Origin of the sequence: Yersinia pekkanenii (assembly GCF_001152565.1) — a bacterium.
GTDB lineage: Bacteria > Pseudomonadota > Gammaproteobacteria > Enterobacterales > Enterobacteriaceae > Yersinia > Yersinia pekkanenii.
The window spans coordinates 1-22,370 of the sequence record NZ_CQAZ01000056.1 but is presented as its reverse complement, the minus strand read 5'-3'; the positions used below and the strand labels follow the sequence as shown (position 1 = coordinate 22,370).

Here is a 22,370-nt window from a genome sequence, read left to right as displayed (position 1 = left end):
AATTAAAATATTTTTATTATTTTAATTTTTATGTTTTATTTTTTTATATATCCGCTATATTTCATACGTGGATTAGCCGAGAGGTATATCCATGTTAAGTTCTAAAACTCTATTATCTCAAACTCTGTATAAAGGATTTTCCTATGAAAAAGATTAATGTAATTATGTTAACGGCAACGTCATTACTGTCTATGTGCTCCTTTTATTCATCAGCGGCTACAGTTGAAGCCCCGAAATTGATGAAAGAGGTAAGTTACACACAAAGTACTATGGCATCCCCGGATATGGTGTTGATTGGTCGTGGAGGCAATCATAACGGCGGGAATGGTAATGGCAATGGTGGGAATGGCGGTAATCATAACGGCGGTAACGGTAACGGCGGCAACGGTGGCAACGGCGGGAATAGTAACGGTGGTAACGGCAACGGCGGGAATGGTGGCAACGGTGGCAACGGCGGTAATGGTAACGGAGGTAACGGCAACGGCGGGAATAGCCACAGAGCGTAATGTAATAATGCATCCCCCCAATTGGGGGGATGCAATTAGGGTTGTGTCACATTAACGCAGGCCAATCAGTAAGATTATCGGTTCTATTGCATTAACTGAGTAGGATCGGAAAAAGCTGCTGCGCTGACTTCGCTCTATTAATACGACGGAACCCTATTAAAATAGAAACAGTTAATAAATATAAAGCCCCGACCATAAGGTCAGGGCTTTATATTTATTCCTCGCTATCCGTTATTACTCAATAACCCGTTACAGCAGAATACTGATTGATGCCTACCAGTCCTTTAAATACGGTATTGTTAGTAATGTTGTTTTATTTTGGGTACAAGCTAAAACAAAGTGCTCTCCTGATTGGATATTTTTATTCTCGACTTCTACCGCTGGTGTAATTTGGATTATCACTTTTCCCCTTCTACTCAGCCTCAACAATTCTCAACATTTCATGTATGACAAACGCGATGTGGCCAATGTGCTGGATATCAACCGTATGCGCGTTCGTAGTCTGCTGGCCGCGGGAGAGAACTTCACCGGCTGATGTATGGTTATGCTGGGCGTTAGGCTGGATATGGATCTGGTACTGAAAGCCACCGGGCAGATGAAAACACCTATTTTTCTGCTGTCTGGTTTTGACTACTGCAATTTAAGTAATAAGCTGGTGGTGGGTTGAGCATCCAAGGGTGGAGGATTAACAAAATCAGGTAGTTATCCGGCTTACTCAAATTGAGGTTTGTGGAAGAATCAGTGAGTTACATATAAACCTGCTCGTCGAAAGCGGGTTTTTCTTTGCATGTTCCACGGGCAAGGGAGAGGCAGGCAGTAAAGCATTGCCGCTTTTCTCTCCATCGAGATACCCTCATTTGTATTCCGTCAGCTTATTAGTAAATAGCGAGTCGCTACATTTAACTATGAATATTACAGGTGCTATTTACTCAGAGTAACGATAATTTTTTCAAGAAAAGATTGGGCGTTATACCCCCATGAAGCGGGAGAAAACTCCCCCTCCGCAAGGTCTGCAAATTCAAGTTCTAATTCTTTTTCTTCCGGATACGCTGTTAACAGCATATTAGCTTCATCAATCGTTTTTTGGATTGTTTGCTGGTTTTCTGTATTCCTGTAAGAGGCAAGTATCTCATCTACACCTTCGCCAAATAAATCATAATCTTGCCCGAAAAAAACACGAACCAGAGTTCCAAGATGGATGGCTTTCATTCAGTGTCAGCCTTGATGCTGTAAGGCAAGATTCTGCACATCATGCAAAAAACCTTGAGGCGTCGTTCCCCACAGTTCTGGCGAAAAATCATCACCCCAGCGCGTGTTAAGCTCATCATCAAGTGTATTGGTATACGCGGCTGTAAATTCAACTATGTCTGAAATCAGCGTCTCAATCTGCGAAGGCGGGTTGTCTTGAAGATAAAAAGCCATAACACCCGCAATTGTTGTAGCCCCTGTAATTTCATAATAATCCTGTCCAAAATAAATTTGTATCAGGTGCTCTAGTGCCGAAAAATTACCCATTATCTTCATTGTACCGTCTCTAAAACGTGGGGTAAGCGGTACTGGTATTCATCCCTGTAATCACTTTGTTAGCCGCAGTTTTTACCGCATCCATGCTATGAGCGCCGACGACCACACACCCGGCTTTAGTTAACCCGGTTGGTTCCGGTGCAACGCAAAGCGCGGCCGCCCCACCATTTCAACAGCACCTAAAACAAACTCCAGGCTACCCCACATTCGATTACCGAATGTCTCACCTTCCGTAATCGTCTTATCAGAAAGTACAGCAGCTAACTGAACAGGAGACATCGCAACAACTAAACCATCACTCATAACACCCTCATCCGTTGAGAAAATATATTTCAATGGAATAGTCAATGATCGGTCCATCATGCCCGTTTTAAAATGCGACCAAAAGCCTTCTATCTCGCCTGTACACTGTAAAACACACCATTGACAACATCGAGGGTGAGCGTTAGGCCGATACAAACATCATTACATTTCTGTTGTTATGCCGGGCAGTGGGGAGGTATAAACGCAGAACCACTCTGAAAATAAAAACATATTTACCTTATAAATCAATTTGTTAAACCAATTCTCACTCACAATTACAGAGCCATGAAGGTGAAACAACCTATTAAAAAGTTGTTTCGGTAGTTGTTTCAAGTAATCGATTGATTTACATATATATTAGTTAATGAAACAGAAAAAAAACTGAAACAACTGAAACAACTGAAACAACTATATTTAACCTCGTATGTGAGCGCGTAGATTTACTTCCTTTGTGCTATCGATACCACGTTGTAATCTTCGCCACGCTCCAAAGCCACCAGCAAATCAGCCCACAGCGTTATCCCTGCCCGGCGTTCATCAAAATACTGGTGACGGTTATAAATACCTTCGACGCCTTGTATACGGTGATTCAGACAGCGTTCAGCAACGACAGGAAACACCCAGCGCCGCTAAATGGGTGCGGGCGGTACGGCGGAAGTCATGAATGGTAAAATGCGGCATATCAGCAAGAAGGCGCTGAACCCTAGACAGAGCCACCGGCAGCGTAAGTAAAGCCCGTTACCATCTGAACGGCCGTCAAATCGTTCTCCCGCTCTAACCCATGCCCGTATTTGCATATCTGTTAACTTTGCCACCTGATCCCCTACACACCGAAACAGGGGTGTACCCTTTGAGGTATACCCAAACTACCTCTGAGGACACTACTGGGTACACCGTAACCTTGCGATTAGGTAGAAGTATATGCGGCAACATACGACAAACAAAGCCCGCACGCTGGCGGGCTTACTGGTTTTCTACGACGACATGACACGCTATGCGGCGCTAAAAAATAGTCTACAGAAAAATCCGTAGCATACGGCGCAATGGCTCTGCCGCCCCCCATAACAACTGGTCACCCACGGTAAAGGCCGAGAGATATTCCGGCCCCATATTCAGTTTACGCAGGCGGCCCACTGGCGTGTTCAATGTGCCGGTTACCGCAGCTGGGGTGAGTTCACGCATGCTCAGCTCGCGGTCATTCGGGATAACACGAACCCAGTCATTATGAGTTGCCAGCAATTGCTCGATTTCCGGCAATGGTACGTCTTTTTTCAGCTTTAATGTGAAGGCCTGACTATGGCAGCGCAGTGCGCCGACACGAACACACAGGCCATCAACTGGGATCACGCTGCCGGTATTCAGAATTTTGTTAGTCTCGGCCTGGCCTTTCCACTCTTCGCGACTCTGGCCGTTATCCAGTGCTTTATCGATCCATGGGATCAAGCTGCCTGCCAGCGGTACGCCAAAGTTATCGGTCGGTAATTTGCCGCTGCGGGTGGCTGCGGTCACTTTACGTTCGATATCCAGAATAGCCGAGGCGGGGTCTTGCAACTCTTTTGCCACATCAGCATGCAACATGCCCATTTGGGTCAGCAATTCACGCATATGACGCGCGCCGCCACCGGAAGCAGCCTGATAGGTGGCAACAGATGCCCACTCCACCAAATCATTAGCAAACAAACCACCCAGTGACATCAGCATCAAGCTGACGGTACAGTTACCACCAGCAAAGGTTTTGATACCTTTATTCAGCCCCTGCTGAATAACATCGTGGTTCACCGGGTCCAGAATAATAATCGCATCATCTTGCATACGCAGAGAAGAAGCGGCGTCAATCCAATAACCTTGCCAGCCCGCTTTACGCAGCTTTGGATAAACTTCGTTGGTATAATCTCCCCCCTGGCAGGTGATGATAATATCCAATGCACTCAATGCATCAATATCATAAGCATCTTGCAACGTACCTTGCTGGCCGGTAAATGTCGGCGCGGCTTGGCCGTGTTGCGAGGTGGAGAAAAAGACCGGATGGATGCCGTCAAAGTCGCGTTCTTCGATCATGCGTTGCATGAGCACTGAGCCGACCATACCGCGCCAGCCGATAAAACCAACGTTTTTCATGTTTACTGTCCTGCCTTGGAAGGTGACACCGATTAATGGATTGCTGACTTGTCATCTACACGTTGTATAGAGTAAGCCAGACTGACTAAGATAGACCTCATACCACCTTACGAAATATGAACAAAGTGGCAAGTGAAATTATTCGATACCAGAATGATTCAAAGCAATCTTCCTAATATGTGACTTTGACTGGCCGGAAACGCCAGCTATTTTGAGGTAATAATGACAGAGATGATTGCGGCAACTGTGTTGCTGTTTTTGATTATGGATCCGCTGGGAAATCTACCGATATTTATGTCGGTACTCAAGCATCTGGAACCTAAACGTCGGCGGGTAGTGTTGATCCGTGAATTGCTGATTGCACTGATATTGATGCTGATTTTCCTGTTCGCCGGCGAAAAAATCCTGGCGTTTCTGAATTTACGAACTGAAACCGTGTCGATATCAGGCGGTATTATTCTATTTTTAATCGCCATTAAGATGATTTTCCCCTCTCCCGAAAGCAATGTGACCGGGCTATCGGCGGGGGAAGAGCCATTCTTAGTACCACTGGCCATTCCCTTAGTGGCAGGCCCGTCGATTCTGGCAACGCTGATGCTACTGTCGCATCAATATCCTAATCAAATTAGCCATTTAGTGCTGGCGTTGATGATTGCCTGGGGGTTGTCTGCGGCGATTTTGCTGATGTCGAATCTGTTCCTGCGTCTGCTGGGCAATAAAGGTGTCAGTGCGCTGGAACGGCTGATGGGGTTAATTTTAGTGATGCTATCAACGCAGATGTTTTTGGATGGCGTGCGGGCGTACCTAACGAAATAAAATGACGCTCAGATTTCACACCAAAGAGGAGCCGCAGCCCTCTTTGGCTTTGGGTATGAGGGGGTTAGGGGCGTTCTGCCAACGCCAATACACAGCGCTGTACCACTTCATCGATATCCGCATCAATATCGATACAGATAACATCTGGCTCTTCTGGCCCCGGCTCTTCCAGTGCTTCAAACTGGCTTTTTAGCAAATCAGTGGGCATAAAATGGCCAGATCGCGCTTTCAGCCGCTTCATGATGACGTCAAAACTGCCTTTCAGATATAAAAATACCATGCCCTGATTGCCTTCCCGCAGGCGGTCACGATAGCGGCGTTTCAGTGCCGAACAGACAATAATACCGGTCTCATTTTTATGATTCAGGCTGTAGGCCGCATCGCTCAGGCGTTCTAACCACGGCATACGATCTTCATCATTCAGCGGATGCCCACTGCCCATTTTCTGAATATTGGCGCGGGGATGCAGATCATCACCGTCAATAAACTTGGCATGAATTCGGCGGGCCACAGCTTCACCCACTGTGGTTTTACCGCTGCCCGATACACCCATCACGATAATGCTATGTCCTGCCATAATGTTGATCTCTATCTCAGAATGGAAATTCTACCGGTTCTACGGTTCCGTATTTTACCATGTTACCGGTATCATGATACCGGTAACAAATGAAGATGTGATTTTTATCACAAAGGCCACCTTCCTACCCGACTGACGATAAAAAGAAGCTGACCGCAAACCGTAACAAAACACCCAAAGTTATTGGAGAAATACTATGCCATTAGTCATTGTCGCGGTTGGCGTTGCCATGCTGCTGTTACTGATGATCCGTTTCAAACTCAACGGATTTATCTCCCTGATACTGGTCGCGCTGGCGGTCGGTATCATGCAAGGGATGCCAGTCGATAAAGTCGTCGGTTCAATCAAGGCTGGGGTTGGCGGAACGCTGGGTAGCCTGGCGCTGATCATGGGCTTCGGTGCTATGCTCGGCAAATTACTGGCAGACTGTGGTGGCGCTCAACGGATTGCTACTACTCTGATTGATAAATTTGGCAAAAAACACATTCAGTGGGCGGTGTTACTGACGGGTTTCACCGTCGGTTTTGCCCTGTTCTATGAGGTCGGCTTCGTCCTGTTGCTGCCGCTGGTATTCAGTATTGCAGCCTCAGCCCGTATCCCATTGCTGTATGTCGGTGTGCCAATGGCCGCGGCGCTGTCTGTGACCCACGGCTTCTTGCCTCCTCACCCCGGCCCAACCGCTATTGCGACCATTTTCCACGCCGATATGGGTAAGACCCTGCTGTACGGAACATTGCTGGCAATCCCAACGGTTATTCTGGCCGGCCCGGTATTCGCTCGTTTCCTGAAAGGGATTGATAAACCGGTGCCTGAAGGGTTGTATAACCCGAAAACCTTCACTGACGAAGAGATGCCAAGCTTTGGTGTCAGTGTCAGCACGGCGCTGGTTCCGGTCATTTTGATGGCACTGCGGGCGGTGGCAGAGATGATCTTGCCCAAAGGCCACCCCATACTCTCTTATGTGGAGTTCTTTGGCGACCCGGTGATAGCCACGCTGATCGCCGTACTGATCGCGATTTTCACCTTTGGCTTAAACCGTGGCCGTTCAATGGAATCGGTGATGGATACCGTAACCGACTCCATCAAAATCATCGCCATGATGCTGTTGGTTATCGGTGGTGGCGGGGCGTTCAAACAGGTTTTAGTCGACAGCGGTGTTGATCATTACATTGCCAGCATGATGAATAGTAGCGGCCTATCACCGATTCTGATGGCATGGTCAATTGCAGCCGTACTGCGTATTGCACTGGGTTCGGCAACAGTTGCCGCAATTACCGCTGGCGGTATTGTGGCTCCTTTAATCGCCACCACCGGTGCCAGTCCTGAGTTGATGGTGATTGCCGTCGGTTCCGGCAGTGTGATTTTTTCTCACGTCAATGACCCAGGATTTTGGCTATTCAAGGAGTACTTCAACCTGACGATAGTGGAAACCTTTAAGTCATGGTCAGTGCTGGAAACCATTATTTCAGTCTGTGGCTTAGTCGGCTGCCTGTTGTTAGCAATGGTGATATAGCAGCAATGGTGATATAGCAGTAATGGTGATATAGCAGCAAGATGATATAACCGTAATAATGCGTTAAATGCTGCCGCCGGGGAGGATGGTGAAACCGACATCAACCATCTTAGGGGTTACCGCCTCTCCGCGCAGCCTTGCCAGCAAGCGTTCTGCACCAATTTGCCCCATCCTTTCGCGTGGAGTCAGTACGCTGGCCAGTTGCGGCACCATCGACTGACCAATATCGTGACCATGAAAGCCCGCTATCGCCATATCATGTGGGATAGATAACCCCTGACGTTGGCACTCAAATACCGCGCCAATTGCCAGGTCATCATTGGTACAGAAAATACTATCAACCTGCGGATAATTCGCCTGGGCTTCACGTAACAGCTCTGCCCCAGCGGAATAAGATGAAGAACGACTGGTCATCACACTCATGGGTTCCAGACCAGATTCACGCATCGCCTGCTCGTAACCTTGCTGCTTAATAACCGTTCGCTCATCCTGACGGGCACCAAAATACACCACATACCGGTGCCCTTTAGCGATAATTTGCTGTGTCATCTGCCTTGCGGCTTCAAAGTTGTTAAAACCCACGGCCAAATCAATACACGGCGAAGAGCAATCCATCAGCTCAATAACAGGAATGCCCGCAACCTCAATCATCTTCAACGTACGGGCAGTATGGTGACGTTCGGAGAGGATCAGACCATCGATATTGTAGGAAAGTAATGAAGTTAACCGCTGCTCTTCACGCTCTTTCTGGTAGCCATAGTGCGCCAGCATGGTCTGATAACCATGCGCATCCGTTACACTCTCAATACCGCGCAAAACCTCGGCAAAAACCTGGTTGGTTAATGACGGCAGCAATACGCCAATCGCATGGCTGGTGGCGTTAGAAAGAATATCGGGAGCGCGGTTGGGAATATAGCCCAGTTCATCGAGTGCCAGCGCAATTTTCCCCCGCAAAATCACAGAAACCTGTTCTGGACTGCGCAAATAGCGGCTAACGGTCATTTTAGTGACCCCGACCATATCAGCGACATCTTGGAGCACTGGCCTTTTTTTCTTCATTATCAATGAACTGAGGCAGAGTAAATGGGATGCTATTCTAGCAAAGAAAAGGGTATGACGCGATGCGCATACCCTCTTTTACGACGTTAAACCGGCGGTAAATCAAACAACAAGATTTCGCTGTCTTCATCGGCATGAATAGAAAGCGCAGTCTCATCCCATATAGCGAATGCATCACTGGTACCGGCGCGGTGACCATTGATAGAAACTTTACCGCGCACGACCTGTATCCAAATGCGGCGCTCGGCCTGAATCTGATAAATAGACTGCTCTTCACGTTTCAGTGCCCAGCGCCATAACGTCATGTCCTGGAACACTTTCAGCGACCCCTCACGGCCATCCGGTGATAAAACCAACTGCCGCCCTTGCGGGAGATCAAACATCTGCTGCTCGTAACGCGGTTCTAAACCTGTTTTATTCGGGATAATCCAAATCTGGTACAGGTGCAGTGGTTGATCGTCACGGCCATTATATTCTGAATGGCGAATACCGGTACCGGCACTCATAATTTGGAACTCACCCGCATGGATCTGCTCTTTGTTACCCATGCTGTCTTGGTGTTCGACAGTACCGGACAGCACATAAGTCAGGATTTCCATATCCTTATGCGGGTGAGTCCCAAAACCCTGGCCCGCATCGATCACATCTTCGTTAATCACTCTCAGCGCGGAAAAACCCATAAATTCTGGATCGTGATAATCGGCGAATGAGAAGGTATGCCAGCTATCCAACCAACCGTGATTAGCATGGCCGCGTTCTTCTGCTTGGCGTAAATAGATCATGTTCAGTTCTCCTCAACGTTTTCTCTAGTCTAGATGTCGCTGGGGAATATGAAAGCGTAAAAAACTCACGCCTCTGTTCAAAAAATTCGATAGATTGATTAATTGAAAGAAAAATGATTTGAATTTGAAGTCATTAGAGAGCGGAGACGTTGCAGTGACTTGAGGTATCACGGCCTTTGGACCAGTGATTCACCGATCAACTTGCTAAAAACAGGTAAAAAAAAAGCCAGCACCCGGCTGGCTAAGTAAACACTGGAAGCAATGTGAGCAATGTCGTGCCTTCGTAATGTGAACACCTAAACTCTGATGGCCTCACCTGAAAGCACGGCAATGATAATCATTATCACTCTCACTTGTAAAGTGTTTTTTTTAACCATTTACCATATTATTGAATTAGGTAAAAAAATGATGTTTTATCCGGTTATTCAAACAGTAAGAGTAAGGGTATGTTTATGAACAATGTGTAGATACGCCAGGTGGACCCCCAGACTATCAAGCCTTACAGCCGTTATTTGCTCATCCATCGGTTTATCGAGATACGTTACAACTTCCCCTATCTTCGCAAGAGAAGTGGGCCAAAAAGATTAAAGATATTCCGGCAGGGATGCATAACCTGATGGCATGTATTGACAAGAAGATCATCGGGCTGCTTACCGTTGAAACCAACCCACGGGCACGCCGCAAGCAGGTTGCTACGTTTGGTATTACTGCTGACACGAATTTAACTTTATTTTTGCTGCACAGCCGCCAACGCCTGCGCGCACGCCCAGGCAGAACTCCATGCCCATTGGAAGTTATAGCCACCTAACCAGCCAGAGACATCAACCACTTCACCAATAAAGTATAATCCCGGCACTTTATGGGCCGCCATCGTCTTGGAAGAAAGCTCCTGAGTATCTACGCCACCAAGGGTGACCTCGGCAGTACGGTAGCCTTCCGTGCCATTTGGCTGCACTCGCCATTGCTGAAGGTTTGTCACCCGCGCAGACTGCTGTGGAGCATTTAATTGCTTCAGGGTAACATCCGGCAATTGTTCTAATGTCTGAAGGCACTCCACCAGCCGCTTGGGCAACAGTTGCGCCAGCGTATTTTTCAGCGTCTGGTTAGGGTGCGCTTGCCGCTCACTGTGCAGGAAAGCGTCTAAATCGGTATCAGGAAGTAAGTTAATGCTCACATACTCACCAGCCTGCCAATAGCTTGAAAGTTGTAAAATCGCGGGGCCAGAAAGCCCACGATGGGTAAATAAAATACTCTCGCGAAAGCTGACGCCATTCTCTGCCGTGACCACTGCCGGAACTGAAACACCGGAGAGTGTTTGCAACTGTTCCAGTAACGGCTTATGCAAGGTGAAAGGCACCAATGCCGCACGGGTTGGCAACACTTTCAAACCAAACTGTTCTGCCAGCTTATAGCCGAACGGCGAAGCGCCAAGACCGGGCATAGATAACCCACCAGTGGCCACCACAAGTGAGTGAGCACTCACTTTAATATCATTAATTTGCAATATAAAATTGATGTCGTTTTTTTCAACCGACAGAACATCACTGCGCAGCCGAATCGTGACTTGCCCCAGTTCGCACTCTTTCAGCAATAGCTCAACCACCTGCTGGGCTGAGTCATCGCAGAACAGTTGCCCCAGCGTCTTCTCATGCCAGGCGATACCATAACGATTCATCAGCTCAATGAAATTCCATTGGGTATAGCGCGCCAAGGCCGATTTACAGAAATGGGGGTTCTGTGACAGATAAGCGGCAGGTTCTGCATAGATATTGGTAAAATTACAGCGACCACCACCGGACATCAATATTTTGCGCCCGGCTTTTTTGCCGTTATCGACCAATAATACCCGACACCCTGCCTGCCCAGCCTGAGCGGCACAAAATAGCCCCGCAGCACCTGCACCTATCACTACCACATCAAACTGTTCCACACTGGCCTCACTGGGTAAAATCATCATCGCTGCAAAATTGCTCGCTTTTGGCTGATTATTATATTATTTAGCGCATTCAACCGACAAATGAGCGGCGGAGGATTGTAAGTCTCTCATCGGAAGTAAGCCATAGTAAGAAAATGTCTCATACGGTAAAACCAAGTAACCTGCTGATATAAAATGCATATATTGTTAAAAATGACGAATTCACCTGCGGTCATGTCAAAAAAAGGTCATATTTTCCTTTTCCCCACCCCCCATTGTCACTGATAATGCGCCGCGTTCATGTCCACAAACTGGCGTAACGCTTATGCTGCATCTTTTCGCTGGCCTGGATTTCCATACCGGCCTAATGTTAGTCCTTGCTTTGTTGTTCGTGCTGTTTTACGAAGCCATTAATGGTTTTCATGATACAGCCAATGCGGTCGCGACCGTAATCTATACCCGAGCCATGCGTTCACAGGTTGCTGTTGTGATGGCAGGGGTGTTTAATTTCCTCGGCGTGATGCTGGGCGGTTTGAGCGTGGCTTATGCCATTGTTCATCTATTGCCTACTGATCTGCTGTTAAACGTCAGTTCGGCACATGGGTTGGCCATGGTCTTCTCTATGCTACTGGCGGCGATTATCTGGAATTTGGGCACCTGGTTTTTTGGTATCCCAGCATCCAGTTCTCATACGCTTATTGGTGCGATCATCGGTATTGGTTTAACCAATGCATTAATGACCAGTACATCGGTTGTAGATGCACTGAACGTTCCTAAGATGATTCAAATCTTCCTGTCATTAATCTTGTCCCCAATTGTGGGTCTGGTTATTGCCGGCTTGATGGTGTTCCTGTTACGTCGTTACTGGAACGGAACCAAGAAGCAGCAACGTATTCACCTGACACCCGCGGAACGAGAAAAGAAAGACGGTAAACGTAAACCGCCATTCTGGACCCGTACTGCACTGATCATATCGGCTATCGGCGTGAGTTTCTCTCATGGCGCTAACGATGGTCAGAAAGGGATTGGCTTGATCATGCTGGTATTAATCGGCGTGGCACCCGCCGGGTTTGTCGTGAATATGAATGCAACCGGTTATGATATTGCCCGCACCCGCGATGCAGTCACTCATCTGCAACAATATTATCAGCAACATGTTGAGGTATTACCTCATGCCGTCGCGCTGAAGCCGCGGGTACCGGCACCGGAAACATTGCCGAATACACCGGCACAGTTCCACTGTGATAGCTCACGCGCCATGGTAACCATTGATCAGACGCAGGCACTACTGGCTAATCTACAAAGCTATGACGACCTGACGGTTGATCAACGCAGCCATATGCGTCGTTTGTTGATGTGTGTTGCCGAAACCGCAGGGATTGTTGCCAAGCTGCCAGAAACCAGTGCTGAAGATCGCCGTTTCCTCAATAATCTGCGTACAGATTTGTTGGACACTGTGGAATATGCACCAACCTGGATTATCGTTGCCGTCGCTCTGGCCCTCTCTTTGGGTACCATGATTGGCTGGAAACGCGTGGCGGTTACCATCGGTGAGAAAATCGGTAAGAAAGGCATGACCTACGCGCAAGGGGTTTCTGCCCAGATGACTGCGGCGGTCTCCATCGGTATTGCGAGTTATACCGGTATGCCCGTATCGACAACTCAAGTGCTCTCTTCCGCTGTTGCCGGGACCATGTTGGTTGATGGCGGTGGTGTGCAGAGTAAGACGGTGAAGAACATTATGTTGGCATGGGTATTAACCTTACCAATCTCTATTCTTCTTTCCGGTGGGCTGTACTGGCTGGCATTGAAGTTCATTTAACGCTAGCAAAACGTATTACTGTCACCGTACGCCTTAAAGCGCAACGGTGACAAACCGAACGGTACTGAATAATCATTGCCAGTAAAAAGGCGGCCTTATCAGGTCGCCTTTTTAAATGCTTTTCTGCCAATAATTCATACTAATACCACAATATTAAGCCCATCAAACTCACCACGACCAAACCACATAACGCGCTGGTCAGTATAAATTGCCCTCGTAATCTCTCGCAGCGGCGGATAAATTCCGGATCATGATGATCAAGATAACGTTGACCAAAGATGTAACCGACTAATCTAATTTGCTTGCTCGGCTGACCGTGGGAGGTAAAAAACCCGCCCCCATCAACATATTGATACAGCAACGGGTCGCAGCCACGCAATACCACAAGCAAAGCACGCAGAGATGAATAATAGCGTGCCATATTAATCACACATACCACACACAAAGCCCAAAAAAGCGCAACGGTACTGATCATCATTATCCTCCCAGCGATATCTCACGCAGTGGGCCAGTTGCCTGAACCTTTGCGCCATCGCTCACTCTAGCTGATACAAACACCCCCAGGGCCTCAAAAACCACCCTCTATCGTTCGCTTTCTGACGATGGTTCGACGCGTTATTCGCTCGACACAGTATCCGAACGTGCAGAACTCCCTTTAAGAGTGTAGGAAATGAAATGGAAAATAGCCTGATAATTGCTAAATTAAGCCTATTTGGGCATTGGTTAATTATCGAATAGCATTCACTTATACCAAACCTTATTTGCTGAAGGCTGCTTTTAACCCACACAAATATTGCTAAAATATTAATCTTTTTAACTGAATTATATAAGCCCAACCATCCGTCTTGATAAGTTATATTTGCATCACAAATATGAAATTCTACTCATCAGAATGATTTATCAACGCTATACTTAAGATAATGATCTGCTTTAAATTCAAGTGGCCTGACCACGTGACAAAACAATGAATGGGTGAATCTAATCACCTCTTGGTACAAAACGACATAAGATTATTTTAGTGATCATCATCAAAACAGTGCATTGTGAACCGTGAAACACTTCAGTTTGGGGGCATAATGGTACTATACAGATAGCGTGTTAGCACCCGTTCAACAGGTTGAATGTTTGCTTACCCATTAATTAACATTATGGAAGGAGTTTACTTATGGCTTACAAACACATTATGATTGCGGTTGACCTATCTCCGGAAAGTAAGGTGTTGGTGGAAAAAGCGGTCTCCATGGCCAAGCCGTACAATGCCAAAGTTTCCCTGATCCATGTCGATGTTAACTACTCAGATCTCTATACTGGCCTTATCGACGTTAATCTTGGCGATATGCAAAAGCGCATCTCTGAAGAAACACACAATGCATTAACTGAGCTTTCACAGAATGCGGGCTACCCGATCGAACAAACCCTGAGTGGCAGTGGCGATTTGGGCCAGGTACTGGTTGATGCCATTAAGAAATATGATATGGACTTGGTATTATGCGGCCATCATCAGGATTTCTGGAGCAAGCTGATGTCTTCAGCACGTCAGCTGATCAACACCGTACATGTCGATATGCTTATCGTGCCATTGCGCGATGACGAAAATGGCGAAAACAGTTAAGCGGTTCATTAGCTCGACATTATCGCGTCTAACGCCCGCCTTTCGCGGGCGTTTTTTATGGTATTGATCTCCCCGCTCCAGATAGCGACTCATTGATCACCCTGCTAAGTTTTTATCAAAATCCCTTGCCGTATGAATATAAACCAGTGATATAGTCGAAGACACACAACATCGTCTCCTCACTATTTTGATAATAATAATAGTTCGAAAAATTGTTGGGCGAGAGTCTTAATGGGTACAAGGAATTATTAGTGATGAATGGTTTAACTTCTCTGGAGTCGTTTTTAGAATCTTTACAACAGCGTGATACCCACCAACCAGAATATCTCCAAGCGGTGCGTGAAGTCTTCACCTCACTTTGGCCTTTTCTGGAGCAAAACCCACATTACCGTGAGCAAAGCCTACTGGAACGTTTAGTCGAGCCAGAACGTGTCATTCAATTCCGCGTTGCATGGACTGATGATCAAGGTAACGTTCAGGTTAACCGCGCCTGGCGCGTGCAGTTTAACTCAGCGATTGGTCCTTATAAGGGCGGGATGCGTTTCCACCCCTCGGTCAACTTATCAATCCTTAAATTCCTCGGTTTTGAGCAAACCTTTAAAAATGCCCTGACCACCCTGCCAATGGGCGGCGGTAAAGGCGGTTCTGATTTTAATCCTAAAGGAAAAAGCCAGGCTGAAGTTATGCGTTTTTGTCAGGCACTGATGACTGAGCTTTATCGTCATCTTGGCCCGGATACCGATGTTCCCGCAGGTGATATTGGCGTGGGGGGGCGTGAAGTGGCCTTCATGTCTGGCATGATGAAAAAACTGTCAAACAATACCTCCTGTGTCTTCACTGGCAAAGGGTTGTCCTTTGGCGGTAGCCTGATTCGACCAGAAGCCACCGGTTACGGCTTGGTTTATTTCACCGATGCGATGCTAAAACGCCACGGTTTAGGTTTTGAAGGTAGAAGAGTCTCTGTTTCCGGTGCGGGCAACGTCGCGCAATACACCATTGAAAAAGCGATGGAACTGGGTGCCCGAGTGATTACCGCCTCTGACTCCTGCGGTACCGTGGTTGATGAAGAAGGCTTCACCCCGGAAAAACTGGCCCTTCTGGCTGAGATTAAAAACAAACGTTATGGCAGTATCGAAGAGTATGCTCGCGAACGTAATCTGGTCTATTTAGCGGGCCAGCAACCATGGAGTGTACCGGTTGATATCGCCTTGCCTTGTGCGACACAGAACGAGTTGGACCTGCCTGCCGCTCGTCTGTTGATTGCTAATGGGGTTAAAGCCGTTGCTGAAGGCGCAAATATGCCAACCACCATTCAGGCCACTGATGCGTTCCTTGATGCAGGTGTGTTATTCGCACCGGGCAAAGCCGCCAATGCCGGTGGTGTTGCCACATCTGGTCTGGAAATGGCGCAGAATGCGGCCCGCATGAGCTGGAAGTCAGAGAAAGTTGATGTTCGCTTGCATCACATTATGCTGGATATTCATCAGTCTTGTGTTGAATACGGTGGTGAAGGCAAGCAAACCCACTATGTACACGGCGCGAACATTGCGGGCTTCGTTAAAGTAGCAGACGCGATGCTGGCCCAAGGTGTGCTGTAAGTAACACCCTATTCCCATATTCTTTGAAATAAATATTGATAAGAATATGGGATGTTCCCACTTTATTAATACAATATTTCAATATTCAAAAGTTAATATATCAACTTCTAAGTTCATATTAACATTTTAAGAATTAACTTATTTTTAAATAATGTTCTCATCATTATTATTCGCTCTCACATTAACTAACACAAAACATCTTATTGCGGATTGCGAAGGGAATAGTCGTCATGAAAAATATCCAGGAATTTAATAATCGCATAGCTAACATAAAATATATCACTATTAATAATAGTACGGGTGAGCTCGATGTTTTCCAACCAGACTTATTACCACAGATACCGGTCAGATCAGTATGGAATAAAAAAACAATAACTTATAGCGTTGAAAAGCCCTTGCTGTCTGATTATCATATAGAATATATGCATCGTAAACATGACATATACAAGCTCTATGAATTTAATAAAAATCAATCAAGGCTGGCAAGGCGTATTTTTCAATCTTACGCTGATATCATTGATATTGAGTTTGTCGAAGTTAAAAATGGTACATCGGTAGATGTTCAACTTTTAAATTATGATAAAAATGATAGTTATCATGGTTATGGTTTTTCCCCTCATGAAGAGCTCAGTAGCCCAATATTTATTAATACTTTTCATAGCCACAATCGAGAGCCTGATAAACTGAATTACGGTGGTAAAGTTCTGGCCCATGAAATCGGCCATACCCTTGGTTTAGATCATACCCATAACTTAAAAATAAAGAATAAACTGACGCCGTTCTCGCACAAAATGAGTGTAATGAGTTATTTTTCAGCTAAACATTCTGATGCAAACCACGACAATAACTACCCATCCACACCACAACTGCTTGATATTGCAATACTTCAATACCGCTATGGTGCCAATATTAGCACCCGTACCGGTAATACCACTTATGGTTTTAACTCCAATAGTGATCGGGAGCATTTCACTGCGCGCAACAGTAACGACAAATTAATATTTTGTGTGTGGGATGCCGGTGGCATTGATACCTTGGATTTTTCCCGTTATGACCAGAATCAAATGATTAATCTTAATCAGGGCAGTTTCTCTCATGTCGGTGGGTTAGTCGAAAATGTCTCAATTGCCCTAAATGTGACAATTGAAAATGCTATTAGCGGCAGTGGTAATGATACATTACTTGGTAATCAGGAAAAGAATACTTTAACGGGGGGGGAGGGTAATGACCAGTTATATGGGGGGGGAGGGGCTGATCACCTTTGGGGAGGAAAAGGGCAAGATATATTTTGTTATCGTGACAGGAATGATTCGACACTGAATGCTGCGGATACAATATATGACTTTGAATCTGGTCACGATAAAATAGATTTATCATATATGAATGGAGGTGACGTTAGACTGGTTGATGCAATCACCACGACAGACAATCGCCGTAATGGTCACACACAAGTGGCACAATTTTATAGCGACACCAGTGACCTTACTTATTTAATGATTGATTTTGATGATACCAATAAGACAGATATAGTCATTAAACTGGTGGGCAAGCATCAACTGGCCACCCATGATTTTATTTGCGCCCCACTACTGGCCGCCTAACCTTCCATTACAGGCTGCGGACACCCAAGCGCCACAGCCTATTATTCAAAGGAATACCGCTAAGGCAAATAGAGATCGAAACGGTGGCTTTTGGTGGTCACCGCCGCCTGAGCGACCACACCCGCCAACGGTTCGGCATAATCCGGCCGCTTGACCACCACCCGTTTGGTGGCCAACGCACGGGCCGGGGCTAATAAACCATCGGCGTCTTCATCAGCACCTACCAGCGATTGAAATACCCGCATTTCCTTTTTCACCAAGGCACTTTTTTGACGATGCGGGTACATCGGATCGAGGTAAACTACTTCGGGCCGTGGTTCAATATCAACCAGCGCTGTCAGGCTGGAAGCATGCAATAATGTTAACCGCTCACGCAACCAGCGGCCAATTTCAGCATCTTGATATCCTCGGCGCAAGCCATCATCCAGCAATGCAGCCACTACCGGGTTACGTTCCAGCATTTGCACATGGCAACCCAGAGCCGCCAGTACAAAAGCATCCCGCCCCAAGCCCGCTGTAGCATCAACCACCCGAGGAATATAGCCTTTCTTGATACCCACCGCTTTCGCGACAGCTTCACCGCGCCCGCCGCCAAATTTACGGCGATGAGCTAGTGTACCGGCAACGAAATCAACATAAATACCGCCGAGCTTCGGCTCATCTCGCTTGCGCAGTTCGAGCCGCTCTGGTGTCAGCACCAGTGCCATAATGGCCTGCTCGTCTGACACCAAGCCCCAGCGCTCAGCCAGAATAGATAAGGCGCCGGGGGAGGCGCCTGCTTCGGACAATAGACAGATACTTATCTGTGACACATTCTAGCCCTTAATACCGTAATGACGCAGCATAGCATCCAACTGCGGCTCACGGCCACGGAAGCGCTTAAACAGGGTCATTGGCTCTTCTGAACCGCCACGGGACAGAATATCGTTGAGGAAGGACTGGCCGGTGTCGGCATTGAAAATCCCCTCTTCTTCAAAGCGCGAGAAAGCATCGGCAGAGAGAACTTCCGCCCACAGGTAGCTGTAATAACCTGCCGCATAGCCACCAGCAAAGATATGGCTAAATGCATGTGGGAAACGGCCCCATGCCGGTGACGGCACCACAGCGACCTGTTTTTTCACTTCATACAAGATCGGCAAGATCTGCGCACCGGTCAGCGGATCGAACTCATAATGCATGCGGAAATCGAACAGCCCGAACTCCAGTTGGCGCAAAATAAACAGCGCTGCCTGATAGTTTTTAGCCGCCAACAGTTTATCCAACATCTCCTGCGGCAACGGTTCATGGGTTTGGTAATGGCCCGAAATAAAGGCCAGCGCTTCTGGCTCCCAGCACCAGTTCTCCATAAACTGACTTGGCAATTCAACCGCGTCCCATGGCACCCCATTGATACCCGATACACCGGCAGTATCAATTTTGGTGAGCATATGATGCAAACCATGGCCGAACTCATGGAACAGAGTGGTCACTTCGTTATGGGTAAATAGCGCCGGTTTACCGCCGACAGGACCGTTAAAGTTACAGGTCAGGTAAGCGACCGGTTTTTGCAATTGACCGTTTGCCAGGCGCAGGCTACCAACGCAGTCATCCATCCAGGCACCGCCACGTTTATGTTCACGGGCGTACAGGTCCAGATAGAAGCTACCGCGCAGTTCACCACTGGCATCATACAGCTCGAAGAAACGGACATCCGGATGCCAGGTATCCACATCATGGCGCTCTTTCGCGGTAATACCGTAAATGCGTTTCACCACTTCGAACAACCCTTCCACCACCCGCTGTTCCGGGAAATAAGGCCGTAATTGCTCATCGCTGATAGAGAATAGATGCTGCTTTTGCTTCTCGGAGTAGTAGGTGATATCCCAGGCGGCCAACTCACTGACGCCATAATGTTTTTCGGCAAAAGCATGTAACTGCGCCAGTTCGTCTTCAGCCTGCGGGCGGGCGCGTTTTGCCAAATCATTTAAGAAGCCTAGCACTTGCTGTGGGCTTTCAGCCATCTTGGTCGCCAGCGATTTATCCGCATAGCTGTTAAAGCCCAGTAATTGTGCTAATTCATGACGTAACGTCAGAATTTCAGCCATGATTTCGCTGTTATCCCATTTGCCCGCATTCGGCCCCTGGTCAGAAGCTCGGGTGGCAAAGGCGCGGTACATTTCTTCCCGCAATTGTGCGTTATCGGCATAGGTTAGCACTGGCAGGTAACTCGGCATATCCAGCGTCAGCAACCAACCTTCTTGCTCTTTGGCTTCCGCCATGGCTTTGGCGGCGGCCAGGGCACTTTCCGGCAACCCGCTCAGTTGCTCAACATCAGTAATCAGTTTGCTCCAGCCCATGGTGGCATCAAGCACGTTATTGCTGTAGGTCGATCCCAGCTCAGACAGACGGGCAACAATTTCGCCATAACGTTTTTGCTGCTCAGGCTCCAAACCAATACCGGATAACTGGAAATCGCGCAGCGCATTTTCGACCGCTTTACGTTGTGGCGCGCTCAAGGCGGCAAACCCTGGCCCTTCTTTCAGACTGACATAAGCCTGATACAACCCCTTGTGCTGCCCCACCCAGGTGCCGTATTCCGACAGTAGCGGCAGACTTTGCTCATAAGCCGTGCGTAGTTCCGGGCTATTCTTCACTGAGTTTAAATGCCCGACCGGTGACCAGATACGTGACAAACGATCATCCGACTCAGCCAGTGGCTGACACAGATTATCCCAGGTAAAAGGCCCCGGTTGGGCAACCACCCGCTCAACCGCTTGACGGCATTCATCCAGCGCGGATTTCACCGCAGGCACGATATCTTCAGGGCGAATAGCAGAAAACGGCGGCAGGGAGAACGGGGTCAATAGCGGATTTGTCATAGGGCAGTCCTGATTATTGTTTTGAATGCCAACGCCAGAAGCTGTCCGGCGGAGGATAATAGATTACGTGTGAATGATTAACATGAGGTCTGCTATGGCGAAAATCAATGGCTGGCGACATCAATCCCTTTAATACCCGCTACGGGCATAGCGCCAGCAGTGTTTTCATTCAGCACCTGATCAAACCCTTTTGCCGCATCACCACCCCGTTGTTTAGCGGTATCAGCGAACATTTCCGGGTTCTGGTTATACACACCACCCGCAGCGAGTAGGCGACCCGCAGCCTTGCTATTTGATAGGACCGAATGCTTTCGACACCGGCAGTGCCGACACAGAAGCCCTCACTTTCATTGGCGACTTCGTTGGCCGTGGCTTTCCACCCGTTCGCTGATAATTCCGACACTTCACTGAAGCGTTAAACGCCTCGATAATCTTTGCGGCCCCCCGTCAAGCGAAAAGCATGAGGATCGGCTGGCATGGTAGCTATCGTCAAATTCATACTCACGGCAGATACGTGACCAGGCAGCATGAGGGCTGATTATGCGTTCGTATTCTTCGGGGGCCAGATTAGGTGATATAAATACATTCTGGGCAGGTTGAAGCTCATATCCAGTTCCTTATGGCGTTAGCCGCACCGGCATTACCTTACATTTCTTAGGGGGTTGTCGTCCAGTCGCCGGATACCGACGAAAAGTCACCTGCCAAAAGCAAGATTTAAAATCAATTAGTTAGATTCTGAACACGGTGAATAATGGCTTCGGCTCTACCCGCGTCCGGCATACCCGTCACGCCGGATGATCTCCACGGGTTCGCCACTTGTGGCAGCATCCAGCACAGCGGAAATATTGGCGCGGGCCGGTGTTGACGCGAAGTAGATTGCTTTATACTCCCTCCATTCGTTCCCATGTTTTCGCCGCTGTGCGGCAATCCGTGGGGTAATCGGTGGGGGTAACAAATGGTATAAATCATGTTGAACCCAACAATAATTAATTAAATATCAAATGGTTAAAATAAAATGCTCAGTTACCGCCATTAAATTAGAACAATATTTATAACCCATTGTTTATAAACATATTATATTGACATAAAATCAACCATCTTGCATTTACGTGATCCACCACGTGATCTACGGAACCTCGCACGAATCCAAAAACAACGGAACGCACACAAACAAAAAAGACCGCCTGAGCGATCTTCTTATTGGCTAATGCGACTGACCGTAATCTGATACCCGTTCCAGTACGCAGATCTGCCATTAACGGTAATCGTCTGCCCCAACTGGCAAAGCATTAACTCCAGCGCCAACATATCAAAGGCAATAACACGCAACGGGTAATCACTGCGCTTATCGCTGTCACTACAGCCATTACCTTACCTGTATGTTTTTATTCGCAAGTCAGTAATGAGTACCCCCTCACCGTTACCCGTACCAGTTTATTATTGTAGGATAGATGTATCCCACATTAAGGAGCTATCCCGCCATGAGAATGACCAGCCGCAAAAAAGAGATATTGAGTTACTACGAACCGGGCAACCTCGAATGGGTAACGGGTGAGATTGGCGCACCTCCCCTCGATGTGTCCGGTTTGGCATACATGCTTTTCGGTACGGGGGCGTTCGATAATAGTCACTATGTTGAGTCTACCAGGCGAACGCTTGAATCAATGGTCAAGGCTGGCTTGCTGGAAAAGATAACGAGCTATGAGCAACGTCAGAATAGAACACAATCAGGCGGCGGGCGCGGCGTGTGGTGTAACGTATCGCGC

Annotated in this window: 20 protein-coding genes and 4 pseudogenes; 10 read left to right on the top strand and 14 right to left on the bottom strand. The window is 47.5% G+C overall.

Going from position 1 to position 22,370, the window contains the following annotated elements; genetic code table 11:
- Positions 1-143 precede the first annotated feature (143 nt).
- Complete coding sequence (locus AEP37_RS26255) at positions 144-506, top strand: hypothetical protein (RefSeq protein WP_049615029.1); 363 nt, start codon at positions 144-146, stop codon at positions 504-506.
- Positions 507-1,044: 538 nt separating this feature from the next.
- A complete protein-coding gene (locus tag AEP37_RS27635; protein ID WP_268872743.1) occupies positions 1,045-1,173 on the top strand; it encodes a hypothetical protein in 129 nt (42 codons plus the stop codon).
- A gap of 254 nt (positions 1,174-1,427) precedes the next feature.
- On the opposite strand, the gene AEP37_RS20105 is transcribed toward AEP37_RS27635, so the two are convergent.
- The 5 genes and pseudogenes from AEP37_RS20105 to asd all read right to left on the bottom strand — a co-directional run bounded on the left by AEP37_RS20105 (position 1,428) and on the right by asd (position 4,451).
- Entirely contained in the window at positions 1,428-1,715 is a 288-nt protein-coding gene (locus tag AEP37_RS20105; RefSeq protein ID WP_049615028.1) for a contact-dependent growth inhibition system immunity protein, read from the bottom strand.
- A gap of 6 nt (positions 1,716-1,721) precedes the next feature.
- A complete protein-coding gene (locus tag AEP37_RS20100) occupies positions 1,722-2,021 on the bottom strand; it encodes a contact-dependent growth inhibition system immunity protein (RefSeq protein ID WP_049615027.1) in 300 nt (99 codons plus the stop codon).
- A gap of 129 nt (positions 2,022-2,150) precedes the next feature.
- Entirely contained in the window at positions 2,151-2,333 is a 183-nt protein-coding gene (locus AEP37_RS20095; protein ID WP_202905482.1) for a hypothetical protein, read from the bottom strand.
- Between the two features lie 440 nt (positions 2,334-2,773).
- A pseudogene (locus AEP37_RS25245) lies at positions 2,774-3,059 on the bottom strand (tyrosine-type recombinase/integrase); the annotation flags it as partial.
- Positions 3,060-3,347: 288 nt separating this feature from the next.
- Positions 3,348-4,451 carry an aspartate-semialdehyde dehydrogenase gene (gene asd / locus AEP37_RS20085; protein ID WP_049615024.1) on the bottom strand — a complete coding sequence of 368 codons (1,104 nt, stop codon included), beginning with the start codon at positions 4,449-4,451 and terminating at the stop codon, positions 3,348-3,350.
- Positions 4,452-4,673: 222 nt separating this feature from the next.
- On the opposite strand from asd, the gene AEP37_RS20080 reads away from it, so the two are divergent.
- On the top strand, positions 4,674-5,267 hold the full coding sequence (locus AEP37_RS20080) for a YhgN family NAAT transporter (RefSeq protein ID WP_049615023.1): 594 nt from the start codon (positions 4,674-4,676) through the stop codon (positions 5,265-5,267).
- 64 nt (positions 5,268-5,331) lie between these two features.
- Here the strand turns inward: AEP37_RS20080 and AEP37_RS20075 are convergent, their stop codons facing one another.
- Positions 5,332-5,844 (bottom strand): gluconokinase, encoded by a 513-nt coding sequence (locus AEP37_RS20075; RefSeq protein ID WP_049615022.1) that lies wholly within the window; start codon positions 5,842-5,844, stop codon positions 5,332-5,334.
- Positions 5,845-6,040: 196 nt separating this feature from the next.
- Between AEP37_RS20075 and gntT the strand changes: the two genes are divergently transcribed.
- On the top strand, positions 6,041-7,357 hold the full coding sequence (gntT, locus tag AEP37_RS20070; RefSeq protein WP_049615021.1) for a gluconate transporter: 1,317 nt from the start codon (positions 6,041-6,043) through the stop codon (positions 7,355-7,357).
- Positions 7,358-7,420: 63 nt separating this feature from the next.
- On the opposite strand, the gene gntR is transcribed toward gntT, so the two are convergent.
- Entirely contained in the window at positions 7,421-8,416 is a 996-nt protein-coding gene (gene gntR / locus AEP37_RS20065; RefSeq protein WP_049615020.1) for a gluconate operon transcriptional repressor GntR, read from the bottom strand.
- Between the two features lie 86 nt (positions 8,417-8,502).
- A complete protein-coding gene (locus AEP37_RS20060) occupies positions 8,503-9,198 on the bottom strand; it encodes a pirin family protein (protein WP_049615019.1) in 696 nt (231 codons plus the stop codon).
- A 330-nt stretch (positions 9,199-9,528) separates the two neighbouring features.
- Between AEP37_RS20060 and AEP37_RS27975 the strand changes: the two are divergent.
- Positions 9,529-9,919 (top strand): annotated as a pseudogene (locus AEP37_RS27975) (GNAT family N-acetyltransferase); the annotation flags it as partial.
- A gap of 6 nt (positions 9,920-9,925) precedes the next feature.
- On the opposite strand, the gene AEP37_RS20055 reads toward AEP37_RS27975, so the two are convergent.
- Positions 9,926-11,128 (bottom strand): BaiN/RdsA family NAD(P)/FAD-dependent oxidoreductase, encoded by a 1,203-nt coding sequence (locus tag AEP37_RS20055; protein ID WP_049615030.1) that lies wholly within the window; start codon positions 11,126-11,128, stop codon positions 9,926-9,928.
- Positions 11,129-11,438: 310 nt separating this feature from the next.
- On the opposite strand from AEP37_RS20055, the gene pitA reads away from it, so the two are divergent.
- Entirely contained in the window at positions 11,439-12,935 is a 1,497-nt protein-coding gene (gene pitA / locus AEP37_RS20050) for an inorganic phosphate transporter PitA (RefSeq protein ID WP_049615018.1), read from the top strand.
- A 139-nt stretch (positions 12,936-13,074) separates the two neighbouring features.
- Here the strand turns inward: pitA and uspB are convergent, their stop codons facing one another.
- The gene (gene uspB / locus AEP37_RS20045) at positions 13,075-13,410 is read right to left on the bottom strand and encodes a universal stress protein UspB (protein ID WP_019212746.1); all 336 of its coding nucleotides are present in this window, start codon (positions 13,408-13,410) and stop codon (positions 13,075-13,077) included.
- Between the two features lie 690 nt (positions 13,411-14,100).
- Here uspB and uspA point away from each other — a divergent pair.
- The 3 genes from uspA (at position 14,101) to AEP37_RS20030 (ending at position 17,746) form a co-directional block, all read left to right on the top strand.
- On the top strand, positions 14,101-14,547 hold the full coding sequence (gene uspA, locus AEP37_RS20040; protein WP_049615017.1) for a universal stress protein UspA: 447 nt from the start codon (positions 14,101-14,103) through the stop codon (positions 14,545-14,547).
- A 254-nt stretch (positions 14,548-14,801) separates the two neighbouring features.
- Positions 14,802-16,145 (top strand): NADP-specific glutamate dehydrogenase, encoded by a 1,344-nt coding sequence (gene gdhA, locus AEP37_RS20035; protein ID WP_049615016.1) that lies wholly within the window; start codon positions 14,802-14,804, stop codon positions 16,143-16,145.
- A gap of 230 nt (positions 16,146-16,375) precedes the next feature.
- A complete protein-coding gene (locus AEP37_RS20030; protein WP_049615015.1) occupies positions 16,376-17,746 on the top strand; it encodes a M10 family metallopeptidase C-terminal domain-containing protein in 1,371 nt (456 codons plus the stop codon).
- Positions 17,747-17,805: 59 nt separating this feature from the next.
- On the opposite strand, the gene rsmJ is transcribed toward AEP37_RS20030, so the two are convergent.
- The 4 genes and pseudogenes from rsmJ to AEP37_RS27365 form a co-directional block, all read right to left on the bottom strand.
- Complete coding sequence (rsmJ, locus tag AEP37_RS20025; RefSeq protein WP_049615014.1) at positions 17,806-18,558, bottom strand: 16S rRNA (guanine(1516)-N(2))-methyltransferase RsmJ; 753 nt, start codon at positions 18,556-18,558, stop codon at positions 17,806-17,808.
- Between the two features lie 3 nt (positions 18,559-18,561).
- Positions 18,562-20,604: an oligopeptidase A gene (prlC, locus tag AEP37_RS20020; RefSeq protein ID WP_049615013.1), complete on the bottom strand. Its 2,043-nt coding sequence runs from the start codon at positions 20,602-20,604 to the stop codon at positions 18,562-18,564.
- 146 nt (positions 20,605-20,750) lie between these two features.
- Positions 20,751-21,211: pseudogene (locus tag AEP37_RS27760) on the bottom strand (hypothetical protein); the annotation flags it as partial.
- Between the two features lie 174 nt (positions 21,212-21,385).
- A pseudogene (locus AEP37_RS27365) lies at positions 21,386-21,481 on the bottom strand (type II toxin-antitoxin system prevent-host-death family antitoxin); the annotation flags it as partial.
- A gap of 604 nt (positions 21,482-22,085) precedes the next feature.
- Between AEP37_RS27365 and AEP37_RS20010 the strand changes: the two are divergent.
- Positions 22,086-22,370, top strand: a 285-nt coding sequence (locus AEP37_RS20010) for a hypothetical protein (RefSeq protein ID WP_049615012.1), incomplete at its 3' end; no start/stop codon positions are given.

What these genes read in the sequence shown, in the direction of transcription:
- gntT (WP_049615021.1), top strand. Translation starts at nt 6,041, where the DNA reads ATGCCATTAGTCATTGTCGCGGTTGGCGTTGCCATGCTGCTGTTACTG.
- AEP37_RS20060 (WP_049615019.1), bottom strand. Translation starts at nt 9,198, where the DNA reads ATGATCTATTTACGCCAAGCAGAAGAACGCGGCCATGCTAATCACGGT.
- gntR (WP_049615020.1), bottom strand. Translation starts at nt 8,416, where the DNA reads ATGAAGAAAAAAAGGCCAGTGCTCCAAGATGTCGCTGATATGGTCGGG.
- AEP37_RS20075 (WP_049615022.1), bottom strand. Translation starts at nt 5,844, where the DNA reads ATGGCAGGACATAGCATTATCGTGATGGGTGTATCGGGCAGCGGTAAA.
- uspB (WP_019212746.1), bottom strand. Translation starts at nt 13,410, where the DNA reads ATGATCAGTACCGTTGCGCTTTTTTGGGCTTTGTGTGTGGTATGTGTG.
- asd (WP_049615024.1), bottom strand. Translation starts at nt 4,451, where the DNA reads ATGAAAAACGTTGGTTTTATCGGCTGGCGCGGTATGGTCGGCTCAGTG.
- AEP37_RS26255 (WP_049615029.1), top strand. Translation starts at nt 144, where the DNA reads ATGAAAAAGATTAATGTAATTATGTTAACGGCAACGTCATTACTGTCT.
- pitA (WP_049615018.1), top strand. Translation starts at nt 11,439, where the DNA reads ATGCTGCATCTTTTCGCTGGCCTGGATTTCCATACCGGCCTAATGTTA.
- AEP37_RS20080 (WP_049615023.1), top strand. Translation starts at nt 4,674, where the DNA reads ATGACAGAGATGATTGCGGCAACTGTGTTGCTGTTTTTGATTATGGAT.
- AEP37_RS20105 (WP_049615028.1), bottom strand. Translation starts at nt 1,715, where the DNA reads ATGAAAGCCATCCATCTTGGAACTCTGGTTCGTGTTTTTTTCGGGCAA.
- AEP37_RS20030 (WP_049615015.1), top strand. Translation starts at nt 16,376, where the DNA reads ATGAAAAATATCCAGGAATTTAATAATCGCATAGCTAACATAAAATAT.
- AEP37_RS20095 (WP_202905482.1), bottom strand. Translation starts at nt 2,333, where the DNA reads ATGAGTGATGGTTTAGTTGTTGCGATGTCTCCTGTTCAGTTAGCTGCT.
- gdhA (WP_049615016.1), top strand. Translation starts at nt 14,802, where the DNA reads ATGAATGGTTTAACTTCTCTGGAGTCGTTTTTAGAATCTTTACAACAG.
- AEP37_RS20100 (WP_049615027.1), bottom strand. Translation starts at nt 2,021, where the DNA reads ATGGGTAATTTTTCGGCACTAGAGCACCTGATACAAATTTATTTTGGA.
- prlC (WP_049615013.1), bottom strand. Translation starts at nt 20,604, where the DNA reads ATGACAAATCCGCTATTGACCCCGTTCTCCCTGCCGCCGTTTTCTGCT.
- AEP37_RS27635 (WP_268872743.1), top strand. Translation starts at nt 1,045, where the DNA reads ATGGTTATGCTGGGCGTTAGGCTGGATATGGATCTGGTACTGAAAGCC.
- uspA (WP_049615017.1), top strand. Translation starts at nt 14,101, where the DNA reads ATGGCTTACAAACACATTATGATTGCGGTTGACCTATCTCCGGAAAGT.